The following is a 21,045-nucleotide window of genomic DNA, read 5'->3' as shown; positions in this document are numbered from 1 at the left end:
GTCATAGCGCTTGTATTCGCCAAAATACTTCGTGATCGCCGCCGTCAGCGACGTCTTGCCATGATCGACGTGCCCGATCGTGCCAATGTTCACATGCGGCTTGGTGCGCTCGAATTTACCTTTTGCCATAGTCTCTTTCCTTGGGCGGCCTTGACCTTCAGTTCAGTCGAATGCGGGGCGATTAGCGACAACGGTCGAAAAACACAAGTGCCTTGTGGCTGAGCGTTCTCGCACTCGGCCCGAACCAACGATCCGATTTCAGGGATGTAGCGCGGATATAGGATCGTGACAGGGGAATTCAAATCGACGCGGCTTGACGCCCCGGCAGTCTCATCAACAGCTATCCTGAGGATAGAAGCCCGATCTACCGGAACTGGCCCATTGCCGCCACGACACGCCTCTGATTTCTTCAGCGAATGCAGTTCATTCCGGCAAATATCCGCGGCCCGCTGTACATGATCGTCTCGACCGGGTCCTACCTCGTCAACGACACGATGATGAAGCTCGCGACCACGGGGCTGCCGCCTTATGAGGTGCTCCTGCTGCGCGGCGCGGCCGCGACACTGTGGGGCATGCCGTTGCTTTTCATGCAGGGCTACGGCCGGCAGATCCCGCTGCTTTTCGAGCGCAAGGTGCTGCGCCGGAACCTTTGCGAGCTGGCTGCGATCCTTTGCTACGTCGTGGCTTTGGCCAACATGCAGATCGCCGATTCGACGGCGCTTGGGCAGATCACGCCGCTTATCGTGCTGGTCGGGTCCTCGCTCCTGTTCGGCGAGCGGATCGGTGCCGCGCGCATGGCGCTGATCGGCCTCGGTTTTGTCGGCGCCCTCATGGTCGCGCAGCCGACGATGCAAGGGATCTCGGTTTACGCCTTGCTGGCGCTCGGCAACGCTGCCCTCGCCGCGGCGCGCGATCTCGCCGGGCGTAAAGTGGGCGCCGAAGTGCCCGGCATGATCGTCGCCATTTCCGCTGTCCTCGTCGTGCTGGCGGGCTCAGGCGTAGCGCATCTCGTTTTCGAGCAATGGGTGGTGCCGGAAGGCCGCCATCTGTTGCTGATCGCCGGCGCCGGCCTGTTCCTGATCTTCGGCCACTTCTTCATCTTCATGGCCTATCGCGTCGGGCCGACGAGCGCGGTGGCGCCGTTCTACTACTGCTTCACCGTCTGGGCGGTGATTTCAGGCCTGCTGGTGTTCGGCCAATTCCCGAACGCGCTCGCGGTGTGCGGTATCCTGCTGGTCATCGGCAGCGGCCTCGCGATCGTATCGCTCGACGAAAGACGGCGGCGCCTGGCTGTGGTCGCCTGAGGCTGCCGGGATCGCGCCGATCCGATGCCAATGTATCGCCCTCGCGATCCCACGCCGCGACCTGCGCCAATTTGCGACCGCGGCCGAACCGGCTGCGGGTTTCGTCAGTCCTGCTACAGGGTGCGCTTGCCAGAGAACTGGTGGTAGGCCCAGAGCACGACGACCGAACCGACGACGGCCACGATCAAGCTCCAGATGTTGAGGCCGGTGACGCCCGATGCGCCGAAGGCGCTGAAGATCACGCCGCCAACGATGGCGCCGACGATGCCGAGCACGATATCCATTATCATGCCCTGACCGGTCTTGTTGACGATCTTGCTGCCGATGAAGCCGGCGATCACGCTGAGAATGATCCAGCTGATGATGCCCATTTTTTCCCTCCGATCCCCGCCACACCAATCATTTTCATATGATTGTCAAAAGCTCAAGACAGGTTGAAATTCCGCCCGGTTGCGCCATTTTGGCGCCGGGCGACTTGGTTGATAGGAGATCCAGATGGGCCTTTTTTTGACAACGCCGTTCCCGGCGGCAACATCACCAAACCCCTGATGATCGCGCTCGGCGCGCTGCTGGTCGGTAAGATGCTGAGCGGCAAGAGCGAGGAACAACCGGCCGAGCCCCAGGCTCCCGTCCCGACACCATCCGGGGCCGGAACCTCGGCCGATGGCGGCCTGCTCGGCGGTCTTGGCGGTCTGTTCGACAAGCTGAAGGATGCCGGCCATGGCAACGTCGCCGATTCCTGGGTCGGCACGGGCCAGAACCAGCCGATCAACGCCAACGATCTCGGTGCCGCGATCGGACCGCAGGTCATCCGCGAGATCGCGCAGCGCACCGGTTTGAACGAACAGGAGCTGCTGCAGCAACTGTCGGCGGCGCTGCCCGGCATCGTCGACAAGCTGACGCCGAACGGCCAAATCCCGCAGAACCATCAGGTCGCCTCGGCCTTCAACAGCTAGGCGGCAGGCGGCAAAACGAAACTGCTGCGCGCGATGGGACGCGCGGCATTTCCGGGCGACTAGCGATGCGGATGGAAATCTGGAGCGGGTAGCGGGAATCGAACCCGCATATTCAGCTTGGAAGGCTGCTGCTCTACCACTGAGCTATACCCGCGCCTTACACTGAAGTACCGGATTCACCCGAAAAGCGCCATGCACTTTCGGTCCGAGACTTTTTCGTTTCAGGGCTTCCGGGCCGGCAGTGGTGGAGAGGGTTGGATTCGAACCAACGTAGGCTAAGCCAACGGATTTACAGTCCGTCCCCTTTAACCACTCGGGCACCTCTCCAGTCTGCCGCCGGAGCCATGCAACGAGGCATTCACGCCGATCCGGAGCCCGAGTAGACGACTTCTCCGAAATCAGCGAAGCGCCTTATGGCGGCAAGGCCGGTGGGTGTCAACCGGCGCGGCCAGGGTTTTTCGAGGATGTTCGGCATTCATTGCCGCGGCCCATATCCTTAGCCGGACGGGACCGCTATAGAGGCCGGCATGAGCGACAACAAAAGCAACAAACCGGGCACCCCAAAGGACACCCACTACGCCAAGCTTCGGCGCGCGCATCGCGACCAGAAGGCCGGCGGCGCGCCCACTTTCCGGCCGCGCCAGCCAGTGCCGCCGGGCGAAGGTCCCGCCGACGGACTGGTGCGGCTCTATGGCCTGCACACGGTGCGGGCGGCGCTCGACAATCCGGCGCGGCGCATCCGCAAGATGCTGGTGACGCGCAATGCCGCCGAGCGGCTTTCCATCGCCGATCTCGCCGCCCTGCCCTTCAAGGCCGAGCTGGTCGAGCCCAAGGACATCGACAGGATCACCGGGTCGGACGCCGTGCATCAGGGCGTGCTGATCGAGGCCGAGCCGCTCAAGGCCAAGCGTCTCGACGCACTCGGCGACACGAAGCTGGTGCTGGTGCTCGACCAGATCACCGACCCGCACAATGTCGGCGCCATTCTGCGCTCGGCGGTGGCTTTCGGCGCCGGCGCGCTGATCACCACGGCGCGCCACAGCCCCCAAGAATCCGGCGTGCTGGCGAAATCGGCTTCGGGCGCGCTGGAGCATATCGACCAGATCGAGGTGAAGAACCTCGCCGACGCGCTAGGCCAACTGCATGAGGCCGGCTTCCAGACGATCGGGCTCGATTCAGACGGTCCGGCGGAACTTGAAACAAGTTTTGCCGGTGGCAAGATCGCCCTTGTTCTGGGTGCCGAAGGCAAAGGCCTGCGCCAGAAAACGCGCGAGACAGTGACAACGCTTGCCCGCCTCGACATGCCGGGCGCGATCCGCTCGCTCAATGTGTCGAATGCGGCGGCGGTCAGCCTCTACGCGGCGCGCGCCTTCCTGAAACGCGGCTGAGCAAGAAGCGGCAGTTCGCTTTACTGAAGAGCAACCGGGGACGAAAAAAGCGGGTTCCGACGACAACGCAGGAACCCGCTCTCCGACAAGGGGAAGAGCAGCGGCGTGGGAACGTTGCGCCGCCCTCTCCTGACCTATGCTGCCTTGCCTTTGGTTTCCGCCGCGTCGCCGCCGACTTCGAAATTGGCCATCCGCTCCAGCGCCCTGACCAGCGCCGAGTGGTCTTCCTTGGCGCCGCCATTGGCGGCGCAGGAGTTGAACAGCTGCTGCGTCGTCGAGGTGTTGGGCAGCGAGACGCCGAGCGCCTTCGCGCCCTCAAGCGCCAGGTTGAGGTCCTTCTGGTGCAACTCGATGCGGAAGCCCGGCGCGAAGGTGCGCTTGATCATGCGCTCGCCATGCACTTCGAGAATGCGCGAGGCGGCGAGCCCGCCCATCAGCGCCTGCCTGACCTTGGTCGGATCGGCGCCGGCCTTCGAGGCAAAGACAAGGGCTTCGCCGACCGCCTCGATGGTGAGCGCGACCACGATCTGGTTGGCGACCTTGGTGGTCTGGCCGACGCCGTTCGGACCGACGAGGGTGATGTTCTTGCCCATCTTCTCGAACACCGGCCTGGCGCGCTCGAAGGCCACTTCCTCGCCGCCGACCATGATGGTGAGCGACGCCGCCTTGGCGCCGACCTCGCCGCCCGACACCGGCGCGTCGAGATAATCGCAGCCGAGGTCGTTGATCTTTTTGGCGAATTCCTTGGTCGCGATCGGCGAGATCGAACTCATGTCGATGACGAGCTTGCCCTTGCTCAGGCCCGAGGCGACGCTGTTTTCGCCGAACAGCACGTCGGCCACCTGCGGCGTATCGGGGACCATGGTGATAATGATGTCGACGGCCTTGGCCACGGCATCATTGCCGGAAACCGTTTTCAGCCCCTTGCCGACGAGATCAGCCGGGGGCTTCGAGCGATGGCCGCTGGCGATGACCGAATAGCCGGCGTCGAGCAGATGCCCCGCCATCGGCGCGCCCATGATGCCCAGTCCGATGAAGCCGATGGTTTCCATTTCCAATCTCCGTCTTTTTGTTAAGCCGCGTTCCTTCGCGCCCCTCTCTATCCTGCCGGACATTTCCCCCGAGGGGGAGACTGGCAGCTTCGGCGCCGGCTCTTAAGCCGCGGCGCTCCCCTGCCCCGCAAACGTGCGGAACCAGCCAAGCCCTGCTTCCGTGCCCGCCTTGGGCTTGTATTCGGCGCCGATCCAGCCGGAATAGCCGAGGCGGTCGATGTGTTCGTAGAGGAAGGGGTAGTTGATCTCGCCCGTCCCCGGCTCGTGACGGCCGGGATTGTCCGCAAGCTGGATGTGAGCGATGCGGCCGAGGTTTGCGTCGATGGTACGGGCGAGATCCCCCTCCATGATCTGCATGTGATAAATGTCGTATTGCAGGAACAGGTTCTTCGAACCGATGCGGTCGATCAGCGCCAGCGCCTGGTCGCTGTGGGTGAGGAAGAAGCCCGGGATGTCGCGGGTGTTGATCGGCTCGATCAGCAGCCTGATGCCGGCCTGTTCCAGCTTCTCGGCCGCAAAGGCGAGGTTCTCGGCAAAGACGTTCTCCAACACGGCCCGATCGGCGCCCTGCGGCGCGATGCCGGCAAGGCAGTTGATCTGCTCACAGCCGAGCGCATGGGCGTAGCTGATCGCCTTGGCGACGCCCTGGCGGAATTCCGGTACCCGGTCGGGCAGCACGGCAATGCCTCGCTCGCCCTTCGCCCAGTCGCCGACCGGCAGGTTGAAGAGCACTTGTGTCAGCCCGTTCTTCTTGAGGCGCGCGGCGACGACGTCGGGCGCATGGTCGTATGGGCCGATATATTCGACGCCCTTGAAGCCGCCGCGAGCGGCAGCGTCGAAGCGGTCGAGGAAATCATGCTCGCCGAAGAGCATCGACAGATTGGCTGAAAAACGCGGCATTTTTTTCTCCTTCTTTCCGCCGGACCTAATCCAACATCATAATGGCCGTCGGAGCATCCTCATTGCGTTCGGCAAGCTCCTCGAATTCGGTGATCTTGTCGATTTCGGTGCCCATGGAAATGTTGGTGACGCGTTCGAGGATGAATTCGAGGACCACCGGGACCTGGTGCTCCTTCATCAGCCGCTGCGCCTCCTTAAAGGCGCCGGCGAACTCTTCGGGCTTGCGCACCCTGACCGCCTTGCAGCCCATTGCCTCGGCGACCGCGACATGGTCGACGCCGTAACCGGCCTCCGGATCACCTGCACGGTTGACGTTCTCGAAGGCGAGGCTCACCTCATAATCCATCGAGAAGCCGCGCTGCGCCTGGCGGATCAGGCCGAGATAGGCGTTGTTCACGACGACGTGGATATAGGGCAGCCTGTGCTGCGCGCCGACCGCCAGTTCCTCGATCATGAACTGGAAGTCGTAGTCGCCGGATAGCGCGACGATGGCGCGGTTCGGATCGGCGGCGCGCACGCCGAGTGCCGCCGGCAGCGTCCAGCCGAGCGGGCCGGCTTGACCGCAATTGATCCAGTTGCGCGGCTTGTAGACATGCAGGAACTGGGCGCCGGCGATCTGCGACAGGCCGATCGTGGTGACATAGGTGGTGTCGCGAGCGAAAGCCTTGTTCATCTCCTCATAAACGCGCTGCGGCTTCAGCGGCACCTGCTCGAAATGCGTCTTGCGCTTCATCGTCTTCTTGCGCTGCTGGCACTCCTTGGCCCAGCCCGACCAGTCGCGCATTCTGCCGGCCGTGCGCCATTCCGTGGCGACGTCGAGCAGGATCTTCAGCGCGGCACCCGCATCCGACACGACACCGAGGTCAGGCGCGAAGACACGGCCGATCTGCGTCGGCTCGATGTCGACATGGATGAACTTCTTGCCCTTGGTGTAGACGTCGACCGAGCCGGTGTGGCGGTTGGCCCAGCGGTTGCCGATGCCGAAGACGAAGTCGGCCGCCAGCATCGTCGCGTTGCCATAGCGGTGCGAGGTCTGCAGCCCACACATGCCGGCCATCAGCCGGTGGTCGTCGGGGATAGAACCCCAGCCCATCAGTGTCGGAATGACCGGCACGCCGGTGACCTCGGCGAACTCGATCAAAAGGTCGGAAGCATCGGCGTTGATGATGCCGCCGCCGGCGACGATCAGCGGCTTTTCCGCCTGGTTGAGCATCGCCAGCGCCTTCTCGGCCTGGGCGCGCGTCATCGCCGGCTTGTAAACGGCAAGCGGTTCGTAGGCGTCGATGTCGAACTCGATCTCGGCGAGCTGCACGTCGAGCGGCAGATCGATCAGCACCGGGCCCGGACGCGAGGAGCGCATCAGGTGGAAGGCCTTCTGCAGCGCCATCGGCACCAGATAGGGCTCCATGACCGTGACCGCCCATTTGGCGACAGGTGCCGCGATCGCAGCGATGTCGACGGCCTGGAAATCCTCCTTGTTGAGGCGCGCGCGGGGAGCTTGGCCAGTTATGCACAGGATCGGAATGGAGTCCGCCGAGGCCGAATAGAGACCGGTGATCATGTCGGTGCCGGCGGGACCGGAGGTGCCGATGCAGAGCCCGATATTGCCGGCCTTGGCCCGCGTGTAGCCCTCGGCCATGTGCGAGGCGCCCTCGACATGGCGCGCAAGGACATGGCGGATGGTGCCGCGCGCCTTCAGCGCCGAATAGAGCGGGTTGATCGCCGCGCCCGGCACGCCGAAGGCATTGGTGATGCCTTCCTTTTCGAGAACGAGAACCGCAGCGTCGACAGCGCGCATCCTGGCCATGGCAAGCCTCCATTTCGTTGGTTGGCTGAGAATGCCAGCGCCTCCCCGATTTTTCAATTTTTTCAGAATATTTTTTCATTTCGAGCAAATAGCGCTTATTGCCTGATTTTGCGGCACTTTCTGTTTTCCAGAAAAGCACTCCTGAAAATCGGTGAAAAACTTTTTCATTGTGCTGGGCGGGAAATCGGCCAGAATATGCCCATGGAGACCACGGAAAAGCGCCAGCGCGGGCGGCCGCGCGCCTTCAACGGCCCGTCGGAGGCGGCCTCGGTCCAGTCGCTCGACCGGGCGCTGCGTATCCTGGCGATCGTCGCCGAAGCCAGCGGCCTGTCGCTGAGCGAGATCGCGGCCAGCAGCGGCATCGCCGCCTCCACCGCCTATCGCATGCTGACCACGCTGGAGAACCACGGCATGGTCGAGTTCGACCAGACCGACCAGCTTTGGTCGATCGGCGTCGAGACCTACCGCATGGGCGCGGCGTTCCTGCGCCGCCGCAAGCTGGTCGACCGCGCCCGCATCGTCATGCAGGAACTAATGGAGAAGACCGGCGAGACCGCCAATCTGGGCGTCGCCGAGGACGATTGCGTGGTCTTCGTCAGCCAGGTCGAGACGCATCAGGCGATCCGCGCCTTCTTCCGGCCGGGCACGCGCAGCCCCTTCCATGCTTCGGGCATCGGCAAGGCGGTGCTGGCGCATCTCGAGCCCGAGCGGGTGGCGGCCATCCTGCGCAAGGCAGGCTTGCAGCGCTACACCGACAAGACGTTGTCCGACATTTCGGCGCTCGCCCATGACCTGGCGACGATCAAGCATCGCGGCTGGTCGGTCGACGACGAGGAACGCCATCCCGGCATGCGCTGCGTTGCCGCCGCCATCTTCAACGAGTTCGGCGAGCCGATCGGCGGCGTTTCGGTTTCCGGCCCGACCGTGCGGGTGACGCGCGAGCGCTTGGCCGAGATCGGGCCGCTGGTGCGCGAGGCCGCGGCCGAGGTGACGAAGATGATCGGCGGCGAGGTGGCAGGCTGATCAGGCCGCGCCCGGCAGGGCGCTTTTGGTCGCAATGTCGAAGAAATCGAGCAGGATCGCCAGCCCGACGCCGCTTGCCGTGAAGATGAGACCGGCAATGAAAACCCGGTTGGCGCGTGCATGGACGGGGCGCTGCAGCGACTTTGTATCGAGCAGCATGGCCAGCGCCCGCATCTGCAGGGCAATGCCGACCAGGATCGGCACCACGGCGAGCAGATGATAGGTCTGCCAGGGGATCGGGTTCGCGGCCCAATGCGTGATGAAGCCCAGCGAGAAAGCCAGCAGGATGCCGACAGTGGTGATCGTGCCGTTGCGGAAAACCGGCTCGATCAGGTCTTCCTTCGGATCCTGCTCGTCCAAGACTCCCTCCCCTGATTGGTCGCCGGGTACCAGACTAGACGTTCGCAAAATCGCTGTACACCGGAGCCTGCCTGGGGCCTGACCGCCTTGCCGCGGCGTTCGAATGCATGCCAAAGGGCATGGATGCGGAAAACGGTTCATCTTTTTCTCGCCGCTTCACTTTGCGGATGCGTGGCGGCGACACCTCAACCGGATGCCGGCAGCCGGCGCGTCAATCCCGTTCCGGTCTCGTCCATCCCGATCTCACTTGCGCTGGAAGAGATCGTTACCACCGGCATCCGCCAGCACCTGCGGGATCCTGCCTCCGCCAAATTCGGGGCGATGCAGGCCGGCGAGCGGACGCTGAAAGGCCGCCAGGAGATCGTGGTCTGCGGCCACGTCAGCGGCAAGAGCCAGTCGGGCGGCTATGGCGGTGACGAACCCTTCGCCGCCAAGGTCTACCCGGATGCCGGAAGCAGCTTCGAGCTCATCGCGCTGGGTGATGGATCGCCGAATGCGAGGCTTGTCGTTGACAACGAATGCCGCGCGGCCGGATTGCCGATCCTCGACCCTGACCCGAGGACTTAACTCTAAAGGCTTTGTTCCAAAACGAAAAAGGGGCTGTTCGCAGCCCCTCGTTGTCACCGTTGTTCCGGCTTCTCAGAGCCTGCAATAGTGCGGATAGCCGTCGTAGCCGATATAGGTGTCCGAGCCCGGATCGTAGCTGTCGTAGCGGGCGAGGCAGCGGCGGACATGCCAGGAACCGCCATCTTCCTCGACATAGACGGTGCGCGGCTGCTGCTGGGCGAGCAGGCTGCCCAGGACGAAGCCACCGACGCCGGCGGCGATACCGATGCCGAGCTCGCGGCGGTGATGATGGCCATGGGCGGCCGAGGGCTGGACGGTGCCGGCCAGAGTGCCGGCGGCGACGGTGGTGGCGATAAGGGTCGAAACGAGCGTGCGCTTGAACATGATGATCTCCTTGGTTTCGTGACCGAGGCGATCCATCCGCCTCTTGACCATCTGTCGCTGCGACCGGGAAAAAGGTTCGAGGATTCTTCCGATTTTTTGAGGGGCCGAAAAAATGACCTCTTCAGCTAGACGCCTAGCTCGACGCAGCGTGGATCGAACGAAAAGGGCGGCCCTGGGGCCGCCCTTCGAGGCAAAAGGTCTTCTCATCAAAGGAAGATGATCACCTTGCCGTGGTGATTGTGGTGATGGTTGTGGTGCCACCACCACCAGGGCATGTCGTGGTGCCCGTGATGATGATGGTGATGATGATTGCCATGAGCCGAGGACGTCTCGACGGTGGCGGCGAGCGCGCAGGTGGCGACAAAAACGGCAACGAGGCCGGGGGTGAGCGTACGCTTCAACATGATGATCTCCTGGATCCTTGATCGAGGCGACCATTCGCCTCTCGGAGATCAGTCGTGGAGAGGCGGCAAAAGGTTCGAGGTTTGAGCGAGTAGCGAAAAGCCGGCAGCGCTGAACCCAAAATCCCTGTTCGCTACTCGCTATTCCCTATTCGCTCCCTTTCACCCCATCCCCGTGATGTGCCTCAGCCAGAAGGCCAGCGCGATGAAGCCAATGATGGCGGTTACGCCGGTCCAGTCGATGTTGGCTCTCTTCAAATCGCTGACGGCCTTCACCAGGAGAAGCCAGGTCACGACGATGAGCGGCAGGATGATGACGAATCTAATCATGCGGCACCCCGTATGGTGCATTTGCACCCGACAGAGATGTAGGAAGCGGTGCGCCGTTTTTCAGCGTGCCGGCTAAGCCGTGCGGTCCATTAGCAACTCGAAACGGAGTTTTGTCTTTACTGGCGCACGAAATGTGCTACCGGAGCGCCGTGCCCTTGTAGCTCAGCTGGTAGAGCAGCGGTTTTGTAAACCGAAGGTCGCGGGTTCGATCCCTGCCGGGGGCACCACTCCTATAGAGAGTTGCGGACCGCGCGGGCGTCATCTTCACCGCTCCTCTTGAGAGCGGACGCGCGAGAAAAGCGTTCGGCCGCCAATTGCGCGACGTCTCACTCCTCTGCGGAGATTCCCGTGAGGCGAGTGCCAACATGCGCTCCGAATGCGCCGCCCCGTCGGCGGCCGCTCATGAAGGAAGTTCATCCCGCCATTTGATTGCTTCGATCTCGACGCGGACCGCGTCCGGAACGTCGATGACCTGATGGACGTCGAATTGGAACGCCGGGAAGGTCGAACACATTTTGTGGACTACCAAAGGGTCGTCCGCCTCGAGCAGCATGCTACCACCCCACTCGCCCACCCGCGCCACGAAGGCATGCACCTTGACATCGCTGGGTATTTCCCAGTGTTGGAAGATCTTCAGGATGCGCTTTTGGACGTTCTCGTATTCAATCGCCGATCCCTGTGGCCGCTCGTTCCAATTTACCAGGTATTTCATAATCGCCTCCCTTTCGGATGATCGCGAATGCCCGAGCCGCATTGTAGCGCCCAAGGCAAGCTTCCGATCGTTCCCTCGTCTACTCCAAGAGAGGTAGGCACAGCACACGAAGGCTCCAGCCTCAGCGCCGCAAAAGTCACACAAGCTATCTACAACAGCCGGAGCTGCCCACCGCTTTAGGCAGCGGCAACCTCGCCGGTTGCCGCTCCGCCGAAGGTGTTCCTTACCCTGACGGACTTGTAGACATAGGCTACCCAAATCCCAGTCAGAACAAATCCGGCGATAGGCGTGGCCAGCGCTTCTCTCGTGAGAACCTGGCTCATCGGCGCACCCAGAATTGTGGACGTCCAAACAGCGTCAAGCGCGAACACGACTGGGATCGCGATCCACTGGTAGAAGAACCATTGTTTGAAACGGGGACTCCGCCGCAGCATTGCAGCGAGAACAATCACTTGCAGCGCTGCAAACGCCAACAACAATACGATCTCACCGCAAACAGCCAGTGGGCCATTTGGTTGCGTCAAGAGCTGCTGGTAACCCTGGCTAGACGAGAACAGCTCAGCCAGCGTGCGGAATGGCGACAAAGTCTGACCGATCGCCAGGAGCAAAAGCCAGCCTCCAAACCCCACGAGATCCGCTCGATTCTGTGACGGCTTTGCGGCCGACCGAACGGCAAAGAAAACCGGCACGCCGATCAGCAGCAACAAGATTACCCAATGCCAGATAGGAAACTGCATCCAACCCCCCAAATGCCCCCCAATGCTCTTGTAGGTTGTATCAGATTTCCGCTTCAACTCAAGGGGAAATATCGAGGGAATGCCCTGCCCGCAAAACCCTTTGACAACTATATCTTCGACAAGACGCTATTTCCGGCAGGATACTGCCATGTCGCGAACGCTGATCGTCGTTGGTCTCAGCATCGTTGTCGTAGGCCTGCTGTGGCCCTGGGTGACCCGGATCGGCCTAGGGAGGCTGCCAGGCGATATCGTGATCGAGCGCGAAAACTTCAGGCTCTACGTTCCTATCACCACCGGGATATTGATCAGTGTCGTGCTCTCGGCGATTCTATGGCTGATCAACCGCTAGGGGACGCTGCGGCTGCAGTGAGCGTTCCTCCCCTCGCCTTTGATCGTCTCACAGCCCAATCGCCGCCACCAATATCCGATTCTGCCGCCTTATCGCCGCGCGCAGCTCCGGTATCCTCGCCTCGTCGCGTTTCACGAACTCGATGAACATCATGTTCATGTTGTTGAAGATCAGCTCGCCCACTGCCGGGCCGTCGATGTCCGGCCGCACCAGGCCGATTTCCTGCAGGCGGGCGATCAGGGCGCGGATCTGCTCGGTGAGCGCATGGTCGAGCGCGGTGTAGGCCTGGCCGAAGGGGCTGTCGGGCAGTTGCGTGGAGATCGCCATCGCCTGCCGCCACATCTCCTTGCTGAGGTAATTCAGCGAGTGCTCGATGTAGATGCCGATCAGCGTGTCCAGCGCATCGCCAACATTGGCGGGCGGGCTGGCGACCACCCCTCGCCCGGCATTCAGCACCTCGTTGACTTCCATCGACACGATGGCGCCGAGGATGTCGCCCTTGTTCTGGTAGTAGTTGTAGATGGTGCCGATCGAGACCTCGGCTTGGGCTGCGATGGCCTCGATCTTGGCGCCTTCATAGCCGGCCTCGCGGAAAAGGGCCGTCGCCGCATCGATGATGCGGCGATGCCGGTCCGCCTTCTGTCGTTCGCGCAATCCACTCATATCGGCCTATTTGCCACAAAATCATAATTGACTCAATTTTAGAATTGGTTCAACTTTTCTCCAACAAGCCAGCAAGGCAGGGAGAACACTCGATGACCGTCAATGCCCGGAATCCGCTTTCCACCCTGAAGTCCCATCTCGCCGCCGCCTGCGCATCCGCGGCGCTGCTCCTCGCAGCGGGCGGCGCTGAGGCCGGCGATCTCAACGCGCTGATCTGGTGCGACCATTCCGATCCGGCGCTGCTGCAGCCCTTCGAGGAGGCCAACAACGTCAAGGTCAACGTCAAGGAATTCGAGGGTACCGGTGCGGGGCTGGCCATCGTCGACCAGTCGCAGCCGGGCGACTGGGACGTGATGGTGATCGATTCCATCGACGTGCCGCGCGGCGTCGAAAAAGGCCTGTTCGAGCCGCTGCCCGAGGACAAGCTGCCCTTCGCCGACCTCTTCCCGGAAGTGAAGATGGACAAGTCCACCGTTGTCGATGGCAAGCGCTACGGCATCACCGAAAAATTCGGCTACAACACGATCGGCTACAACAAGACCAAGGTCGATCCGGCCGACATGCAGTCGCTGGCATCGCTCACCGGCGACAAATACAAAGGCAAGATCGCCATCTACGACTACTATCTGCCCGTGATCGGTATGGCGGCCCTGGCCATAGGTAAGAAGACCGCCGAGCTCACCGAGGCCGACCTGCCCGCGCTCAAGGAAGAGCTGCTCAAGATGAAGGCCAATGCCAAGCTGGTCGGCGAAGTGACCGCCAGCCAGACGGCTTTGGCCACCGGCGAGGTCGATATCCTGGTCGGCGGCGGCGAATGGGTCACGGCGGGTCTCGCCAAGGAAAACCCGGCACTCGACTTCTCGATCCCGAAGGAAGGCGCGGTGCTCTGGTCGCAATCGCTCGCCATGTTCAAGGACTCCAAGAACAAGGACATGGCGTTGAAGTTCATCCAGTACATCATGAGCCCAGAAGGCCAGGCCCGCCTTGCCACCTCGGCCTGCTACTGGGGCATGCCGGCAAACAAGACGGCGGCGCTCTCCGACGAGCAGAAGAAGATCCTGCGCTTCGACGAGCAGCCCGGCTTCCTCGCCCGCGCACAGGCCTATCCGGCGCCGAATGCCGATCTCGACAAGAAGATGCAGGACATGTGGACCGAAATGCTGCAGGCGCAGTAAATCGGCCGATGACTTTCACCGGACACAACGGGCGTGCCCTGCCCTGGGCGCTGGTCACGCCCGCGCTGGCATGGACGCTGCTCTTCTTCGTGCTGCCGTTCATCGCCATGGGGCTGTCGAGCCTCACGGCGCATGAAGGCGGCGGGTTCACCCTTGCCAACTACAGCCAGTTGTTCACCGATCCGTCCTACTGGCGGGCGATGGTGAACTCGCTGGAGGTGACGGCGATCGTCACCGTCATCTCCATCCTGCTTGCCTATCCCTTCGCCTGGGTCCTCGCCGAAATGGTTCCGGAACGCTGGCAGCGACTGGCGCTGATGCTGGCCGTGCTGCCGTTCTGGACCTCCTATGTCGTGCGCTCCTACTCCTGGCTGCTGGTGCTGGCGCAGAACGGCGTCATCAACCGGACGCTCACCGGCATCGGCCTGATTGCCGAGCCGCTGCAGCTCGCCAACACGCGTTTCGCCACCGTCACCGGCTTCGTGCACTTCTTCGTCATGCTGTTAACGCTGACCATATTCGCCAATCTGAAGCAGCTCAGCCCGAGCTACCGCAAGGCGGCCGCCGATCTCGGCGCCGGGCCGGTCCGCACCTTCCTGCATGTCGTGCTGCCGCTGACCTTGCCGGGCATCATGGTCGGTGCCTTCCTCACCTTCGTGCTCTGCATCGGCGACTACATCACGCCGCAGATCCTCGACGGCAACAACGAGCTGGTCATGCCGCAGCTGGTCATGATGCAGATCGGCCGGCGCGGCGACTTCCCGCTGGCCTCGGCGCTGTCGATCATCCTGATGGCCGTGGTCACCGTCGCCTATCTCGCCTGCGCCCGCTGGCTGAAGATCGAGCGGGCCTGACCATGCGCGCCGTCGTCCGCATCGCCGCCTGGCTCTACGCCATCGCCGTCTACGGCTTCATCTTCCTGCCGGTGGTCGTGCTGGTGCTGTTCTCGCTGCAGGCGACGTCTTTCCCGATCCCGCCGTTTACTGGCCCGTCGCTGCGCTGGTACCAGGCGGTGCTCTCGGATACCCGGCTGACATCGGCACTGGTCAATTCGCTGCTGGTGGCGGTGCTGTCCTCGCTCGCCTCGGTCACGCTCGGCTTCCTCTCTGCCTGGGGTTTCGCGCGCTTTGTCCTGCCAGGCTCGGCCTTGCTGCGCGGGCTGATCACGCTGCCGCTTACCGTCAGCTATCTGATCATCGGCATGGGGTTGCTCGTTCTGTTCAACTGGGCCGGCGTGCCGAAATCGCTTTTGGCCGCCGGCATAGGCCATGTCGTGATCAACCTGCCGCTCTGCTTCGCCATCATCTACAGCCAGATGGGCGACCACCAGATCAACATCGAGCGCGCCGCGCGCGACCTCGGCGCACCGGAATGGAAGGTGCTGCTGATGATCACTGTGCCGGTGATGGCGCCGGCGATCTTCGCCGGCTTCTTCCTGTCGATGACCTTTTCCTGGGATGAGTTCGTCATCTCCTTCCTGCTGACCCGCTTCGAGACGACGCTGCCGGTGGAGATCTGGAACCTCTTGCGTTCCGGCCTCAATCCCAAGACCAATGCCGTCGGCTCGCTGGTCTTTGCAGTCTCCGTCGTCCTGGTGGTGTTTTTCGAACTGACCCTGCTGCTGAGAAAGCCGGCATGAGCGCGCCTTTGGTCGATATCCGCAACGTCTCGCACCGCTTCGGTCAGCTCCCGGTGCTGAAGAATGTCTCGCTGGCAATAGAGCCCGGCAGCTACACGATCCTGCTCGGACCGTCAGGCTCCGGCAAGACGACGCTGCTTTCCATCCTCGGCGGCTTCGTCACGCCCAGCGAAGGCAAGGTGTTCATCCGTGGCGCCGATTGCACCGCCGTGCCGCCGGCCAGGCGTCCGACGACAACCGTCTTCCAGGACTATGCGCTGTTTCCGCATATGAGCGTCGGCGGCAATGTCGGCTTCGGCCTGCGCATGCAGGGCGTCGACGGCGCGACCCGAGCGGCAAAGGCACGCGAGGCGCTTGCCCTTGTCGGGCTGGCGGCCGCCTTCGACAAGAAGCCGCATCAGCTCTCCGGCGGCCAGCGGCAACGCGTGGCGCTGGCCCGCGCGCTGGTCATCGAGCCCGCCGTGCTGCTGCTCGACGAGCCGCTCGGGGCGCTCGATCTCAAACTGCGCCGGCAGATGCAGGACGAGCTGAAGGCGATCCAGAAGCGCGTCGGCACTGCCTTCGTCCATGTCACCCACGACCAGGAAGAAGCGATGGCGCTGGCAGACCATTGCGTGGTGATGAATGACGGGCGCATCGAGGACGAAGGCTCGCCCGAGCGGGTCTACGCGCGGCCGAAGACGCGCTTCTCGGCCACTTTCATGGGCGAGAGCACGATCGTTGCCGGCAAGGCCGGCGCTTCCCGGGATGGGCGCGTCACGGTCACGACAGAGCTCGGCCCGATCTCGCTGCCCGGCGCTTCGACGGTCGGCGCGGCTCTGGCGCTTGCCATTCGGCCCGAGCATCTGGTCCTGGGCGACACAAAGGGCGATGTCGCGCTGGGCACGGCCAAGGTCAGCGACGTCGTTTTCCAGGGCAGCTTCAAGCGCGTGCTGGCCACATCGGTCCAGGACCCCGCCTTGCAGTTCATGGCCAAGGCTCCGGCTTCGGCCATTGTTCAGCCAGGCGACACAACAGCGGTTTCGTGCAACGCTCAGGACATCATCCTGCTGGCGGACTGAGAAAATGAGCATGCTTCCGGCTATCCAAGCTCCGGACTGGTACGAAACCATCCGCATGGCCGACGGCGTCACGCTCATCCACGAGCCGTGGATAAAGCCGTTCTTCCGCTGCAACATCTGGCATGTGCGCGGGCGCGACCGAGATCTTTTGTTCGACAGCGGCCTCGGCCATTTCAGCTTGCGGCGCCACGTGCCGCTGGTCACCGAGCGAAAGCTCGTCTGCGTCGCCAGCCACACGCATTTCGATCACATCGGTTGCCATCACGAGTTTGCAGACCGCTGCGTGCATTCCGCTGAAGCGGAAATCCTCGCCGATCCGCGCAACGAATGGACGGTCGCCGACCGCTACGCCAATGACGAGATGTTCGATCGCCAACCCGAAGGCTGGGACACGGCGCGCTACCGGATCCTGCCCGCGCCGGCCGGCCGGCTGCTCGCGGATGGGGACGTGATCGATCTCGGCGACCGCGCCTTCGAGGTCATCCACACGCCTGGACATTCTCCGGGCGGTATTGCGCTCTACGAGAAGAAGACCGGCATCCTGCTGTCGGGCGACATCGTCTATGACGGGCCGCTGATCGACGATGTCTATCACTCGGTTGTCGACGACTATGTCGAGACGCTGCTTGCCATGCGAGACCTCGGCGTCTCGGTCGTGCATGGTGGCCATTTCCCGAGCTTCGGCAAGGTGCGCTATCGCCAACTGATCGACGAATATCTGGCGCAGAAACGGCAAGCTGGCTGCCACCTGCAGCGGAGGCCGTGAACGGCTCTATCGTCTTGATCGACGCAATTCCGAACGGAAAACGGCTTCAGACTTTTCCTGGAATTGCTCTAGCGGGCCAGATCGAAATGGCGCGGAAACGCCTGATGCAACAACATCAGCATCGTCTTGCGCAGCACGTCGGAACTGCCGGACGGCGGGTTGAGGTGATCCCAGAACCATGCGCCATGGACGAGATAGTTGAGGCTTTCGGCGAGCGTATTTGTGTCGACATCCCCATAGTCGCCCATGCGCTTGATCTCGACAAGCAAGTCGCGCGCCTCGGCATTGTAACTGAGATCGCTGGGCAGACCGATCTCGTTGTAGAGCTGCATGCTCTTGCGGTCGCTGGAGAACACGACAAAAACCGAAACCCATTTCGGATGCTGCCTGGCAAAGCGCTGCGCGCACTCGACCGCGCCCATCAGACGCTCGACCGGCGACAATCCGGGCGCCCGCACCAGGCTCGCCCACAACTCATCGTACCGATCACTGAGATGCTTAAGGACAGCCCGAAACAGGTTTTCCTTGCTGCGGAAATGGAAAACCACCAGCGCGTTGGAGGAGCCCACCTGTTCGGCGATGCGCTGCATGGTGACGCTCGCCAGGCCCTCCTCGGCGATGAGGTCGATGGTGGTATCGATAATGCGCTGGACGCTCGCCTCGCCGCGCTCGCGCCGGCGGTCCCGCGGCGCGGCGTCGTTCGCGGAACCCCTGTCCTCAGCCATCGCGGCCCCGCGTCTCTCCGTCTCTGCGGCTGCCTTGCCTCGCGCCATTTTCATTTCGGCCTTTTTCAATCTGCGGCGGAATCTCGGCGCCACTATAGCTGACGGTGGAGATCAAGTGCCAGCGGTGGTCGTCCGACGCGCTCAAAGTGATGGGCGCGTGCCAGCGTTCGCGTACCATTGACCTTGCGCCGTTTCATAGGCCATCGCGGCCCGGAAGACATCGGCGTCGCAATAGGTTCGGCCGATGATCTGGATGCCAGTCGGCACACCGCTCGCGGCCCGGCCCGACTGAATAGAGAGAACCGGACAGCGGCTCATCATGTTGAACGGCGTCGTCATGACCCAGCCGAGCGATGGGTTCACCCGTCTGCCGCTGATCTCAACGGTGTCGCGGGTCTGGTCGAACTCCGCCGGCACCGCTGGAATGGCGTTCGTCGGGCAGATCAGCACATCGTACTTTTCGAGCAACGGGCCGAGGGTCTGATACATCTGGGCCGCAACCTCCAGGGTTCCGACAAAGTCCGCGGCCTTCGATTTCTGGCCGTCCTCGGCGAACTGCCGGGCATAAGTCGTCATGTCATCGCCGTGCTCTTCAAGCAACTGCGACAGCGAGGCACCGAAAAGATGCTCCAGATAGGCCATGGCGGCCTTGAGCACCTCGTTACCCCAGCCAAGATCGACTTCCTCGACCGCCGCCCCCAGCGACCGGAACACATCACAAGCGGCAAGTGTGTTCCTGCGCACCTCGGCATCGACCTCGAAAGAGCCGAGGTCCATGGAAAGCGCGATCTTCCAGCCCTTGATTGGCTTGTAGTCGAGAGGCAAGCGCAGCTTCGGGCGAAGCGTGGCGATGTCCAACGGGCTCGGTCCTGCCATCACGTTCTGCAGCAGGATCGCATCCCTGACGTTTCGCGCCAGCGGGCCGGTATGGCAGTAGAAATCGAGATTGAACGGCGGCTCGTCAGGGTTGCGGCCGTAAGGCGGCTTGAAACCGACAAGACCGCAGGCCGAAGCAGGAATGCGGATCGATCCGCCAATGTCCGAGCCTGTTGCGATCGAGGACGTGCCCGAGGCCAGTGACGCCGCCGCGCCGCCGGACGAGCCGCCCGGGGTGAAGTCCGGATTCCAAGGATTGCGGGTCACCCCCCATCGCTTCGACCAGGTATAACCGGCGCAGCTGAATTCAGGCGTCGCCGTGCGGGCGTGCACGATGCCGCCCGCCCTGATGATGCGTTCATTCATCGTCGAGGTATGGCCGCCGATGGCGTCCTTCGTCAGCAGCGACCCGTGCGATGTCGGCTTGCCCTTGATGTAGCTTTCGTCCTTTATGCCGATCGGCAGGCCCTCGAGTGCGCCGGTCCTGACGCCTTTGGCGTATTTCGCCTCGGCCTTCTTGGCCAGCTCCATCGCCTCCTCGAAATGCTCGAAAGTGAAGCAGTTGATCGACTGCTTCGTCGCCGCGGCGCGATCGATGGTCGCCTGCATCAGCTCGACAGGCGATAGCGTCTTCGCCTTGAACTGCCGCAGAGCTTCGCTCGCCGGCATGTAGCAGAGGTCGAGGTCGGTCATCAAAGTCTCCCGCAATCGCTGGAATGCGCTTGGTGTGAATGGACGATTGTCTGCCGGACCGCGCGTTGCAATCACGGCCCGGCGGCGGTGGCGACCGTTCGGGACGAAGCTATTTCTGCAGGTCGGTCCAGATTTTCGTGTACAGCGCCTGCACTTCCGGCGAACAGATCGGCATGAATTTGCCCTTGGCGACGAATTCAGCCGGGACATTCACTTCCGGCGCGTCCTTCATATCGGCGGGCATGAAGGCGTCAGACCCTTTGATGCCGTTGGCATAACGGGCAAAGGCCGAGATCAGCGCGGCGTTCTCAGGATCCATGATGAAATTCTGGAACAGTTTTGCGTTCTCGACATTCTTGGCGTCCTTGAGGACGGCGACATTGTCCATCCAGATCGGATAGCCTTCCTTGGGGTAGCCGTAGGCGACCTTGTCGTTCTGCATCCGCTGGCGCAGCGATGCACCGTTCCAGTTGACGCCGGCGGCGACGTCGCCTTTGCCCAGCCCGTCGACCGCGCCATAGTCAAGGGAAAGCCATTTCGCCTTGGCCTCGACCAGTTTGTCCCGCACCTTCTTAAGGAGCTGCTTGTCGCCCGTGCAGTACTCGCCGCCTTCGTAAGCGATGGCAAGGAACATGACGTCGCCCATCTCGGGCACAACATTGATCTTGCCGACGAGTTCCTTCGGTGGGTCGAGGAAGATGGCCGAAGTGTTGATATCGCCGGAATAGACCGATTTGTTGACCGACATACCGGTCGTGCCCCACTGCCACGGCACGGTATACTTCCGGCCCGGGTCAAACGGAACATCGACCCATTTCGGATCCACGTTCTTGAAGTTCTGCATTGTGTCGGGATCGGTTTCCAGCAGCAGGCCTTCGCTAATCCAGATCGGCACGACGGTTGCCGAGGGCACAACGATGTCGAAGCCAGCACCGCCCTGGCGGACCTTGGCAAGCGCGGTGTCGTTGGAATCGAAATCGGTAATGGTGACTTTGACCTTGTAGGTTTCTTCGAATTTTTTGATCAGGTCGGGGCTGGTGTAATTGCCCCAGTTGTAGATGTTGAGTTCGCCATCGGCACGGGCCGCGCCCGTCGCGGCCAGCAGCGACAGTCCGATGGCCGTCGCGGTCAGTTTCATGTTCATACCCTTTCCTCCCATTGTTGGGACCGAAGGTGA

General features: G+C 62.5%; 26 protein-coding genes and 3 tRNA genes. 12 read left to right on the top strand and 17 right to left on the bottom strand.

Going from position 1 to position 21,045, the window contains the following annotated elements; translation table 11 throughout:
• A partial coding sequence (locus EN853_RS04250; protein WP_245513479.1) for a GTP-binding protein occupies positions 1-129 on the bottom strand: 129 nt, incomplete at its 3' end.
• A 287-nt stretch (positions 130-416) separates the two neighbouring features.
• Here EN853_RS04250 and EN853_RS04245 point away from each other — a divergent pair.
• Positions 417-1,304, top strand: coding sequence for a DMT family transporter (locus EN853_RS04245; protein WP_127858227.1), 888 nt, complete (start codon positions 417-419; stop codon positions 1,302-1,304).
• 113 nt (positions 1,305-1,417) lie between these two features.
• Here EN853_RS04245 and EN853_RS04240 read toward each other — a convergent pair whose 3' ends face one another.
• Positions 1,418-1,675: a GlsB/YeaQ/YmgE family stress response membrane protein gene (locus EN853_RS04240; protein WP_127858228.1), complete on the bottom strand. Its 258-nt coding sequence runs from the start codon at positions 1,673-1,675 to the stop codon at positions 1,418-1,420.
• A 177-nt stretch (positions 1,676-1,852) separates the two neighbouring features.
• On the opposite strand from EN853_RS04240, the gene EN853_RS04235 reads away from it, so the two are divergent.
• A complete protein-coding gene (locus EN853_RS04235; protein ID WP_127858298.1) occupies positions 1,853-2,260 on the top strand; it encodes a YidB family protein in 408 nt (135 codons plus the stop codon).
• A gap of 80 nt (positions 2,261-2,340) precedes the next feature.
• Here the strand turns inward: EN853_RS04235 and EN853_RS04230 are convergent.
• Together EN853_RS04230 and EN853_RS04225 are read right to left on the bottom strand one after the other, a co-directional pair.
• Positions 2,341-2,414, bottom strand: a tRNA-Gly gene (locus EN853_RS04230).
• An 88-nt stretch (positions 2,415-2,502) separates the two neighbouring features.
• A tRNA-Tyr gene (locus tag EN853_RS04225) sits at positions 2,503-2,587 on the bottom strand.
• Positions 2,588-2,787: 200 nt separating this feature from the next.
• Between EN853_RS04225 and EN853_RS04220 the strand changes: the two genes are divergently transcribed.
• On the top strand, positions 2,788-3,648 hold the full coding sequence (locus tag EN853_RS04220) for an RNA methyltransferase (protein ID WP_127858229.1): 861 nt from the start codon (positions 2,788-2,790) through the stop codon (positions 3,646-3,648).
• 134 nt (positions 3,649-3,782) lie between these two features.
• Here the strand turns inward: EN853_RS04220 and EN853_RS04215 are convergent, their stop codons facing one another.
• The 3 genes from EN853_RS04215 to gcl form a co-directional block, all read right to left on the bottom strand.
• Positions 3,783-4,700: a 2-hydroxy-3-oxopropionate reductase gene (locus EN853_RS04215; protein ID WP_127858230.1), complete on the bottom strand. Its 918-nt coding sequence runs from the start codon at positions 4,698-4,700 to the stop codon at positions 3,783-3,785.
• Positions 4,701-4,802: 102 nt separating this feature from the next.
• Positions 4,803-5,600, bottom strand: a complete 798-nt coding sequence (otnI, locus tag EN853_RS04210) for a 2-oxo-tetronate isomerase (protein ID WP_127858231.1) — start codon at positions 5,598-5,600, stop codon at positions 4,803-4,805.
• Between the two features lie 25 nt (positions 5,601-5,625).
• Positions 5,626-7,407, bottom strand: coding sequence for a glyoxylate carboligase (gene gcl, locus EN853_RS04205; RefSeq protein ID WP_127858232.1), 1,782 nt, complete (start codon positions 7,405-7,407; stop codon positions 5,626-5,628).
• 201 nt (positions 7,408-7,608) lie between these two features.
• On the opposite strand from gcl, the gene bhcR reads away from it, so the two are divergent.
• Positions 7,609-8,430 carry an HTH-type transcriptional regulator BhcR gene (gene bhcR / locus EN853_RS04200; RefSeq protein ID WP_127858233.1) on the top strand — a complete coding sequence of 274 codons (822 nt, stop codon included), beginning with the start codon at positions 7,609-7,611 and terminating at the stop codon, positions 8,428-8,430.
• On the opposite strand, the gene EN853_RS04195 is transcribed toward bhcR, so the two are convergent.
• A complete protein-coding gene (locus EN853_RS04195; RefSeq protein ID WP_127858234.1) occupies positions 8,431-8,790 on the bottom strand; it encodes a hypothetical protein in 360 nt (119 codons plus the stop codon).
• A 171-nt stretch (positions 8,791-8,961) separates the two neighbouring features.
• On the opposite strand from EN853_RS04195, the gene EN853_RS04190 reads away from it, so the two are divergent.
• Positions 8,962-9,357, top strand: a complete 396-nt coding sequence (locus EN853_RS04190; protein WP_245516816.1) for a hypothetical protein — start codon at positions 8,962-8,964, stop codon at positions 9,355-9,357.
• A gap of 72 nt (positions 9,358-9,429) precedes the next feature.
• Here the strand turns inward: EN853_RS04190 and EN853_RS04185 are convergent, their stop codons facing one another.
• From EN853_RS04185 to EN853_RS04175, 3 genes are all read right to left on the bottom strand, one after another.
• Positions 9,430-9,741, bottom strand: a complete 312-nt coding sequence (locus EN853_RS04185) for a BA14K family protein (RefSeq protein ID WP_127858236.1) — start codon at positions 9,739-9,741, stop codon at positions 9,430-9,432.
• Positions 9,742-9,947: 206 nt separating this feature from the next.
• Positions 9,948-10,145 (bottom strand): hypothetical protein, encoded by a 198-nt coding sequence (locus EN853_RS04180; RefSeq protein ID WP_127858237.1) that lies wholly within the window; start codon positions 10,143-10,145, stop codon positions 9,948-9,950.
• A 159-nt stretch (positions 10,146-10,304) separates the two neighbouring features.
• Entirely contained in the window at positions 10,305-10,472 is a 168-nt protein-coding gene (locus EN853_RS04175) for a hypothetical protein (protein ID WP_127858238.1), read from the bottom strand.
• 151 nt (positions 10,473-10,623) lie between these two features.
• On the opposite strand from EN853_RS04175, the gene EN853_RS04170 reads away from it, so the two are divergent.
• Positions 10,624-10,699, top strand: a tRNA-Thr gene (locus tag EN853_RS04170).
• A gap of 173 nt (positions 10,700-10,872) precedes the next feature.
• Here EN853_RS04170 and EN853_RS04165 read toward each other — a convergent pair.
• On the bottom strand, positions 10,873-11,184 hold the full coding sequence (locus EN853_RS04165) for a DUF3303 family protein (RefSeq protein WP_127858239.1): 312 nt from the start codon (positions 11,182-11,184) through the stop codon (positions 10,873-10,875).
• 176 nt (positions 11,185-11,360) lie between these two features.
• On the bottom strand, positions 11,361-11,921 hold the full coding sequence (locus EN853_RS04160; protein WP_127858240.1) for a DUF2569 family protein: 561 nt from the start codon (positions 11,919-11,921) through the stop codon (positions 11,361-11,363).
• A 148-nt stretch (positions 11,922-12,069) separates the two neighbouring features.
• On the opposite strand from EN853_RS04160, the gene EN853_RS04155 reads away from it, so the two are divergent.
• Positions 12,070-12,270, top strand: a complete 201-nt coding sequence (locus EN853_RS04155; protein WP_127858241.1) for a DUF2905 domain-containing protein — start codon at positions 12,070-12,072, stop codon at positions 12,268-12,270.
• 48 nt (positions 12,271-12,318) lie between these two features.
• Here the strand turns inward: EN853_RS04155 and EN853_RS04150 are convergent, their stop codons facing one another.
• On the bottom strand, positions 12,319-12,933 hold the full coding sequence (locus tag EN853_RS04150; RefSeq protein ID WP_127858242.1) for a TetR/AcrR family transcriptional regulator: 615 nt from the start codon (positions 12,931-12,933) through the stop codon (positions 12,319-12,321).
• Positions 12,934-13,025: 92 nt separating this feature from the next.
• On the opposite strand from EN853_RS04150, the gene EN853_RS04145 reads away from it, so the two are divergent.
• From EN853_RS04145 to EN853_RS04125, 5 genes are read left to right on the top strand one after another with little or no spacing between them, the layout of a single operon-like run.
• Complete coding sequence (locus tag EN853_RS04145) at positions 13,026-14,108, top strand: spermidine/putrescine ABC transporter substrate-binding protein (RefSeq protein WP_127858243.1); 1,083 nt, start codon at positions 13,026-13,028, stop codon at positions 14,106-14,108.
• 8 nt (positions 14,109-14,116) lie between these two features.
• Positions 14,117-14,962 (top strand): ABC transporter permease, encoded by an 846-nt coding sequence (locus tag EN853_RS04140; protein ID WP_127858244.1) that lies wholly within the window; start codon positions 14,117-14,119, stop codon positions 14,960-14,962.
• Between the two features lie 2 nt (positions 14,963-14,964).
• Positions 14,965-15,747 carry an ABC transporter permease gene (locus tag EN853_RS04135; RefSeq protein WP_127858245.1) on the top strand — a complete coding sequence of 261 codons (783 nt, stop codon included), beginning with the start codon at positions 14,965-14,967 and terminating at the stop codon, positions 15,745-15,747.
• Positions 15,744-16,808, top strand: a complete 1,065-nt coding sequence (locus EN853_RS04130; protein WP_127858246.1) for an ABC transporter ATP-binding protein — start codon at positions 15,744-15,746, stop codon at positions 16,806-16,808. The genes EN853_RS04135 and EN853_RS04130 overlap by 4 nt, the downstream gene beginning before the upstream one ends.
• 4 nt (positions 16,809-16,812) lie before the next feature.
• On the top strand, positions 16,813-17,574 hold the full coding sequence (locus tag EN853_RS04125) for an MBL fold metallo-hydrolase (protein WP_127858247.1): 762 nt from the start codon (positions 16,813-16,815) through the stop codon (positions 17,572-17,574).
• A 68-nt stretch (positions 17,575-17,642) separates the two neighbouring features.
• Here the strand turns inward: EN853_RS04125 and EN853_RS04120 are convergent, their stop codons facing one another.
• The 3 genes from EN853_RS04120 to EN853_RS04110 all read right to left on the bottom strand — a co-directional run bounded on the left by EN853_RS04120 (position 17,643) and on the right by EN853_RS04110 (position 21,012).
• Positions 17,643-18,299 carry a TetR/AcrR family transcriptional regulator gene (locus EN853_RS04120; RefSeq protein ID WP_245516815.1) on the bottom strand — a complete coding sequence of 219 codons (657 nt, stop codon included), beginning with the start codon at positions 18,297-18,299 and terminating at the stop codon, positions 17,643-17,645.
• A gap of 141 nt (positions 18,300-18,440) precedes the next feature.
• Positions 18,441-19,868, bottom strand: a complete 1,428-nt coding sequence (locus tag EN853_RS04115; RefSeq protein ID WP_127858248.1) for an amidase — start codon at positions 19,866-19,868, stop codon at positions 18,441-18,443.
• Positions 19,869-19,977: 109 nt separating this feature from the next.
• Positions 19,978-21,012 (bottom strand): extracellular solute-binding protein, encoded by a 1,035-nt coding sequence (locus EN853_RS04110; protein WP_127858249.1) that lies wholly within the window; start codon positions 21,010-21,012, stop codon positions 19,978-19,980.
• Positions 21,013-21,045 lie beyond the last annotated feature (33 nt).

Origin of the sequence: Mesorhizobium sp. M1C.F.Ca.ET.210.01.1.1 (genome assembly GCF_004791585.1) — a bacterium.
GTDB lineage: Bacteria > Pseudomonadota > Alphaproteobacteria > Rhizobiales > Rhizobiaceae > Mesorhizobium.
The sequence above is the reverse complement of the archived record's forward strand: the minus strand, read 5'-3'. Positions and strand labels throughout refer to the sequence as shown.